The following is a 7,770-nucleotide window of genomic DNA, read 5'->3' on the forward strand; positions in this document are numbered from 1 at the left end:
ATGAATGTGGGAGGTGTTCGGATAAAGTCGATAATCAAGGGTATTGCAAGCACGCTCGGCCCAAACGCATCGCAAATGACTCCCGCTCGCAAACGAGGGTACAATGACGCTCGTGTCACATCGCGGGGCCCCGGCCCCAGCATATACAAAGGAGTCATACATGGGTTGCGAACACGCACAGGCCGCCGGCGGACAAACGTCGCCGTCGCAATTTGAGGAGAACACGCTGTCCGAGGTCAAGCGCGTCATCGCCGTGCTTTCCGGCAAGGGCGGTGTCGGCAAGTCATTTGTCACCGGTGCCATCGCCACCGAGCTTGCCCGTCACGGCCACAAGGTCGGCGTCCTCGATGCCGACATCACCGGTCCCTCTATCCCCAAGATGTTCGGTATGAGTGGACGCCACGTCCATGCCCTTGGCAACCTTATGCTGCCCGAAATCTCCGAGCACGGCGTCAAGGTCATGAGCTCCAACCTGCTGCTCCAAAACGAGACCGACCCCGTCCTTTGGCGCGGTCCGGTCATCGCAGGCGCCATTAGGCAGTTCTGGAGCGAGACCTCGTGGGGCCCCATCGACTACCTGCTGGTCGACATGCCTCCGGGAACAGGCGACGTCGCGCTCACCGTCTTCCAGTCGCTGCCCGTCGACGGCATCGTCATCGTCACGAGCCCGCAGGATCTGGTCTCGATGATCGTCGCCAAGGCGGTCAACATGGCCGAGAAGATGAACGTCCCCATTCTGGGCATTGTCGAGAACATGAGCTATATTGAGTGCCCCGACTGCGGCAAGAAGATCGAGGTCTTTGGCAAGAGCAAGCTCCCCGAGGTCGCAGAGCGCTATAACCTCGACATCTTGGGGCAGCTTCCCATTAATCCGGCACTCGCCGAGGCCTGCGATAAGGGCGAGGTCGAGACCGCGCTGCCCGATGGCATGTTGCCCAAGGCAGTCTCTGCCGTCGAGGCTATTACCCCGCACGAGACCGACGAGGCCTAAGTGAACGCGAGCGCCTTCTATGACGTCCTGGTAATCGGCGGCGGGGCTTCAGGCCTCGCCGCCGCCATTACGGCCGCACGCGTTGGCAAAAGCGTCTGCATCGTTGAGCGCGATGTCGCCTGCGGCCTTAAGCTCCTTGCGACCGGTAACGGCCGCTGCAACCTCTCCAACGAATCGATCGATCCTCAGCGGTATAACCACCCAGCATTCGTCACATCCGTCATGGGCCCCCAGCCCGAACAAGAGCTTATGGGTTTCTTCTCCTCGCTGGGTATCATGACAACCTCCGAGGAAGGCCGGCTGTACCCGCGCTCCCTTCGCGCCGAATCGGTGCGCGACGCGCTTCTCAACGTTTGCGACCGCCTAGGTATCACCTTAATCTGCGGAGCCTACGTTGCCTCGGCGCACAAAGCTTCCGAAGGCTGGGCACTCCAAATAGACCGTCCAGCGCGGGCGCTCAAGGCAAAAAAGCACGACGACCGAAAATCGGAGCTCCGCTCGCTTCGGAAAGCGCTCGCTGATGTCCCTCGCAAGAACGTGGCCCTGCAGGCACATGCCGTAATTATCGCCACGGGCGGCAACCCCACCGGTATCGCCGATACGTTTCGCCTCCCCCTCACTTCGCTGCGCCCCATCCTCTGCCCCGTATCGGCAACGGTCTTTGACGATCGGGCGGCGCTCAAGACGTTGGATGGCCTGCGCGTCCGCGCCCGCTTGACGCTCGCCCGCAATCATAATGAGCTCTGGCACGAAGACGGTGAAGTGCTGTTTCGAACCTTCGGTATCTCGGGCGTCGCTGTCTTCAACCTCTCTCGTCGTATCCAGCACGGCGATACGATCCTGCTCGACGTTTTCCCCGACCTCTCCAAAGACGAGTTGCTCGATACGCTCAACCGGCGCGTTGAGCTGCTCGGCGGCTTTTCGCCCCGCGATCCCCGTTGGCTCGACGGCATGCTCGCCCCGCAACTCTCCCGCGTCGTCTGCACAGCGTTCGAGCAGTGCCATCCAGGCTCCAACGATGTCATCCACCTGGTCTCGATCCTCAAGCACTTTAAGTTGCTCGTCAAGGGAACAGCCGAGGAGCGCTCAGCGCAGGTCACGCGTGGTGGCGTATCTGTCGAGAGCATCTCAACACCCAGCCTACGCGCGCGCAGCGTTGTCGACGCCCCGCTTTACGTCTGCGGTGAAGCGCTCGACATCGACGCCGATTGCGGAGGCTTTAACCTTGCGTGGGCCTGGATCTCGGGCATTCGCGCTGCAAGCAGCCTGTAGCCGCGCAGTCTATAATCAAAAACGCATTCGGGCCGTCTGGGATACCGGACGGCCTCTTTCTTGCCTCTAAGGAGACCTCGATGATCGAAATCACCCAAGTCAACGCGTCGCTCGATGAAGCCGACGATGAAAATGCCTGTCTCATTGTTGGCAAGCGAGTCGCCAAGCGCGTCCTACGTTGCAAGGACTCCGAGATCAAGTCCATCGAGCTCCACCGCAAGTCAATCGACGCTCGCAAAAAACGAGACGTCCATTTTATCCTGAGCTTTCGTGTTGAGCTGACTAGTCCCCACCTCGAGCGAGAAGCGGTCGACAGCGTTGCCGAGCGTGACCGCTCGCGCGTACGCGCGATAGAAGACGATGAGCCTTCATTCCCCTCCCCCGCCTCCGACGCACCTCAAGAACGCCCTGTCGTTGTCGGCGCCGGATGCGCCGGCCTTTTCGCTGCGCTTACGCTCGCCGAAGCAGGTCTTAAGCCCTTGCTCATCGAGCGCGGCGACCCGGCATTTCGCCGCTCGCAGGCGATCGACCTCTTTCTAAAGGAGCGCATCCTCGACCCCGAGAGCAATATCCAGTTTGGCCTGGGCGGCGCGGGGACCTTCTCGGACGGCAAGCTCAATACGGGAACAAAAAATCCCGCCCATCGCCTTATCCTCGAAACCTTCGTCGAGGCGGGTGCGCCCCGCGATATTCTGTGGGATGCCAAGCCGCACATTGGCTCCGACATCCTTCCCAAGGTTGTCACCGCTATATCCCAGCGCACCGAGCAGCTCGGAGGTGTCGTCCGTTATCGAACGAAGCTCGTCGACATTCGCACCGACGCGTCTGGCGCCATCACCGGTATCGATGTCCAATCGTCCCAAGACGCCGCTTACGAGCCAATCGAAACAAAGCACCTCATCCTCGCCTGTGGGCATTCTGCTCGCGATATTTTTGAGCTCCTTAAGGACCACAACGTGGCCCTCGCACAAAAGACCTTTGCCATGGGCGTTCGCATCGAGCATCCGCAGCGCGACATCGACCGAGCCCAATATGGAGCCTTGGCGGGACATCCTGCCCTCGGAGCAGCCCCCTACAAGCTCGTCGCCCATCTTCCCAACGGCCGCAGCGTGTTCTCGTTTTGCATGTGCCCCGGCGGGCAGGTTGTCGCCGCCTCTTCCGAGCAGGGCCACCTGTGCGTCAACGGCGCCAGCCTCAATGCCCGCGACGGACGCAACGCAAACGCCGCCCTGCTCGTTAACGTCACGCCTGAGGACCTTCCCAACGATGACCCGCTCGCCGGCATCGAGCTCCAGCGCGCCTGCGAGGCGGCCGCCTATCGCCTGGGCGGTTCCAACTGGAACGCACCGGCACAACTCGTCGGAGATTTCCTCGCAGGACGCGCCAGCAAGGCGCCCGGAAAGGTAAAGCCCACCTATCCGCTCGGTGTGACCTGGACGACAATTGACGAAGCCCTGCCGCAGCATATCGTCGAGTCGCTCCGCCTGGGACTTCCCCTACTCGGAAAAAAGCTACGAGGCTACGACCGTCCCGATGCCGTTCTTACCGGCGTGGAGACTCGTTCGAGCTCACCGGTCACTGTCACCCGAGACCGAACGTGCCATGCCGTGTCGACCCCGGGCCTCTACCCTTGTGGTGAGGGAGCTGGATATGCCGGCGGCATCATGAGCGCGGCCACCGACGGCATCCGTTGTGCCGAAGCCCTGATCGCGGACCTCTAACGCACGAATTCCAGCGCGCAAAAGACACAGGCCCCGAGCTCCACAGGGAACTCGGGGCCTGTTCGCTATTTCTTAAACCGTGCACCCTGGCGTTTTCTGCCCGATGCGAACGTGGAACCCTTGCGGGCCTGCGAGCGTAAGCGCTCGATCGTCTCGTCCTCAGACGCACCCTCGAGCATCGCCCGAATCTGAACGACGGCATCGCGCAGGCGCGCCGCCTCCTCAAAGTCCATAGCGGCAGAAGCGTTACGCATATCCTCTTCCATGGTTTCGACGATCCGCACAAGCTCGTCATGCGGCAGTTCTTCCAACTGCTCCGCAAGTGTCTGCTCGGGCGCCACCGTTTCCGGCACACCGCCCTCGCCCGACTCATCGGGCGTATAGAATGCGCCATGGCCAAGAGAGTCGCCCTTCGAGCGTCCCTTGGAGCCCACAGTTTTTTCGGCCTCGGCAATAAAACTTGAGATGTCGTTGATGGCCTTGCGCACTGTCTTGGGCACAATGCCATGTTCTTCGTTATATGCCATCTGAATCTCGCGACGGCGCTGCGTCTCCTCGATGGCCTCTTTCATCGAATCGGTCACAACGTCCGCATACATGATGACTTCGCCATCGGCGTTACGGGCCGCGCGGCCAATCGTCTGAATCAGCGAACGGCGGTTGCGCAAGAAGCCTTCCTTATCGGCATCGAGAATTGCCACCAGTGAGACCTCGGGGAGATCCAAGCCCTCGCGAAGCAGGTTGATGCCAACGAGAACATCGATCTTGCCCTCGCGCAGCGTTCGCAGGATCTCGACACGGTCCATTGTCGCCGTATCAGAGTGCATGTAATTGACCTTAATGCCTGCGTCGAGCAGATGGTCGGTCAGGTCCTCGGCCATGCGCTTGGTCAACGTGGTCACCAGCACGCGCTCCTTGCGGGCAACGCGCTCGCGAATCTCGTCCTCAAGATCGTCAATCTGGCCGCGAACTGGACGCACGTCAATCTTGGGGTCGAGCAGGCCAGTCGGACGAATAATCTGCTCCACATCGTTTTGGCTCACCCGCAGCTCGTAGTCGCCCGGCGTGGCCGAAACATAGATAAACTGGGGTATCCTTGCCTCAAACTCATCGAAACGAAGCGGGCGGTTATCGAGCGCCGAGGGCAGGCGAAAACCGTGTTCCACCAGCGTCACCTTACGCGAGCGGTCACCTTCGTGCATGCCGCGAATCTGCGGCACCGTCACATGGCTCTCATCGATGATGCAGAGCATATCCTTGGGAAAGTAATCGATTAGGGTAAACGGCGGCTCACCCGGCTTGCGACCGTCCAGATGACGCGAGTAGTTCTCGATGCCGTTGCAAAAGCCCATCGTCTCGAGCATCTCAAGATCATAATCGGTGCGCTGCTGCAGACGCTGCGCCTCGAGCAACTTGTCGGTCGCCTTGAGCTCCGCCACGCGCTTCTCGCACTCTTCGCTGATCGATTTCAGAGCCGCCTTGACCTTCGGCTTCTCGGTCACGTAGTGCGATGCCGGCCATACAGGGATGGCCTCGTACTCACGAAGCATCTCACCGGTGACCTCATCGATCTCGGCAATCAGCTCGACCTCGTCGCCAAAGAACTCAAACCGCAACGGATGCTCGGCATAAGGCGGATACACGTCGACAACATCGCCGCGCACGCGGAACGTGCCGCGTGCCAGGTCATAGTCATTGCGATCATATTGAATGTCGATAAGTGCATGGATAAAGTCATCGCGCTCGAGCGGCACCTTCTTGTCGACGTTTGGAGCCAGACCTGCATAGTCCTCAGGAGAGCCAATGCCATAGATACACGAGACCGATGCGACAACGATCACATCGCGTCGAGAGAGCAGCGATGCGGTCGCCTGATGTCGCAGCATCTCAACCTCTTCGTTAATCGAGGAGTCTTTCTCGATATATGTATCGCTTTGCGGCACATACGCCTCGGGCTGATAGTAGTCGTAGTACGAGACGAAGTAGACCACAGCGTTGTTGGGAAAGAACTCTTTGAGCTCGCTCGCAAGCTGAGCGGCGAGCGTTTTATTCGGAGCCATGACCAGCGTCGGCTTTCCCAGGGCCTCAATAGTCTTTGCCATCGTGAAGGTCTTGCCCGAACCAGTCACGCCCAGCAAAACCTGATAGCGGTCTCCGTCCCTCACACCCTGCACAAGCGACTCAATGGCTTTAGGCTGAGAGCCTGCAGGGTCATAGGGAGACACGACCTTAAACGGCACGTCAGAGCCTTCAACGCCAAAGCGCTTAAGTTCACCACCAACGCGTTCTACTTCAAATTCCGCCATGGATACTCCTAACTCATATATCTGCAGTATACGCAGGCGGCAGGCATAGTCCTATACGAACCGATCGGGATAGAGGGTTTTGTAGCGAACCCAGGCATTATTGACACGAATCAGATACGCCTGCGTCTCGGGAAAGGTGATTGCATTATGAAGCGACGTACTCTGCTGCGCCCATCCGTCGACATTGCCCATGCCGGCGTTATAGGCGGCAATGGCACTGTCAGTCGACCCGTTAAAATACGCTAGAAGATACGAAAGATACGCACAGCCAAACTCGATATTCGTAGCCGGATCGTTAAGGTTGTCGGCCGAATACTCGCCACCGTCGACAAGGCCCTTGGCGATCATATCCTGGGCAGTCTCGGGCATCAGCTGCATCAATCCCTGAGCACCCTGATTCGACTCGGCCTCGGGATCCCAATTCGATTCAGACTTAATGACAGCGCACACCAGATACGGATCCAGATTATGCGAAATACTGGATTGCTTTACATACGCCTCGTAGTCAATCGGATACAGCGGCTTAAAGAAAGCGGCAGGAGCATATGAGTAAACGAATGAGATAAGGCCGAAGGCAAAAACGGCAGCCAGCGGTATAAGGCGATACCACGTAAGGAAACGTGTCTTAGGCATCGGCCTCCTCCTTATCCGCTACATCCCCGAACCCATGGCGCGAAAGCCATGCGTCCAGTTGTTCAAAGAGCGAGTTATCGTCTGCCGCATTGTCAATCACAGTTGTAGCGAGATTGCACAGCGCAGACTCTTCGGGCTGGCAAGCAGAACGGGCATCAAAATCAGATGGCTCCATGCCACGTTGAATAGCGCGCTCGCGACGAACTGACAAAGGGGCGCTGATGACCAAAATTTCATCAGCCAAGCCAAATGCATCCTCAAAACCAGTCGGAGCAGAAACCTCGACCACCGCAAAAGGATAACGGGGAGATGAAACCGTACAACAAACCGGATCGAGAATCCTAAGCGAAAGCTGTTCAATCAGAATGGGATGCACGATGTCATTGAGCCGTGCGACCGAATCAGGAGAAGCGAAAGCTCGAGAAGCGAGGATGCCGCGGCGAATGCCGCCTTCCTCATCCAAAATGTCCCAACCGAATTCATCCGCGAGTGTATTGACGATATCAGAGCCCGGCACATACAGCGATTTTGCAAGCTCATCCAGATCGATAAGCATAGCGCCACGAGATTCGAAATAGCGGCAGGCAGTTGACTTACCCGAAGCAATATTGCCCAAGACAAATACGGTAAACATCAAGCCCTCCCTAACGCCAATGCGAGTAATTATCGCTCAAATACACTAGATGGACTCAAAATACAGCCAAACAGTAAGAGCACATACGGGGGAGCTAGGTCCCAAAGTACAACGTATATACAACGCAAAAAGGGGGAGGCCGCGAGGCCTCCCCCTTCTTCAAGTCAAGCGTACGGCTCGGTGCCGTCCACCGGTCAGCGGCGCCCTGGCCTC

General features: G+C 58.5%; 6 protein-coding genes. 3 read left to right on the top strand and 3 right to left on the bottom strand.

Features of this window, described 5'->3' with window-relative positions; all coding sequences use genetic code 11:
* Positions 1-160: 160 nt before the first annotated feature.
* The 3 genes from DW661_RS09725 to DW661_RS09735 all read left to right on the top strand — a co-directional run bounded on the left by DW661_RS09725 (position 161) and on the right by DW661_RS09735 (position 3,984).
* Entirely contained in the window at positions 161-991 is an 831-nt protein-coding gene (locus DW661_RS09725) for an Mrp/NBP35 family ATP-binding protein (RefSeq protein WP_022094864.1), read from the top strand.
* Positions 992-2,263 (top strand): NAD(P)/FAD-dependent oxidoreductase, encoded by a 1,272-nt coding sequence (locus DW661_RS09730; RefSeq protein ID WP_118935455.1) that lies wholly within the window; start codon positions 992-994, stop codon positions 2,261-2,263.
* Positions 2,264-2,343: 80 nt separating this feature from the next.
* Positions 2,344-3,984: an NAD(P)/FAD-dependent oxidoreductase gene (locus DW661_RS09735; RefSeq protein ID WP_118935456.1), complete on the top strand. Its 1,641-nt coding sequence runs from the start codon at positions 2,344-2,346 to the stop codon at positions 3,982-3,984.
* 65 nt (positions 3,985-4,049) lie between these two features.
* On the opposite strand, the gene uvrB is transcribed toward DW661_RS09735, so the two are convergent.
* The 3 genes from uvrB to coaE are packed head-to-tail and all read right to left on the bottom strand — an operon-like array spanning position 4,050 to position 7,557.
* Positions 4,050-6,290, bottom strand: a complete 2,241-nt coding sequence (gene uvrB / locus DW661_RS09740; protein WP_022093786.1) for an excinuclease ABC subunit UvrB — start codon at positions 6,288-6,290, stop codon at positions 4,050-4,052.
* Between the two features lie 51 nt (positions 6,291-6,341).
* On the bottom strand, positions 6,342-6,923 hold the full coding sequence (locus tag DW661_RS09745; protein ID WP_022093787.1) for a lytic transglycosylase domain-containing protein: 582 nt from the start codon (positions 6,921-6,923) through the stop codon (positions 6,342-6,344).
* Entirely contained in the window at positions 6,916-7,557 is a 642-nt protein-coding gene (coaE, locus tag DW661_RS09750) for a dephospho-CoA kinase (RefSeq protein ID WP_022093788.1), read from the bottom strand. Before coaE ends, DW661_RS09745 begins: the two co-directional genes overlap by 8 nt.
* Positions 7,558-7,770 lie beyond the last annotated feature (213 nt).

Source organism: Collinsella sp. AM24-1 (assembly GCF_003470325.1).
Taxonomy (GTDB): domain Bacteria; phylum Actinomycetota; class Coriobacteriia; order Coriobacteriales; family Coriobacteriaceae; genus Collinsella.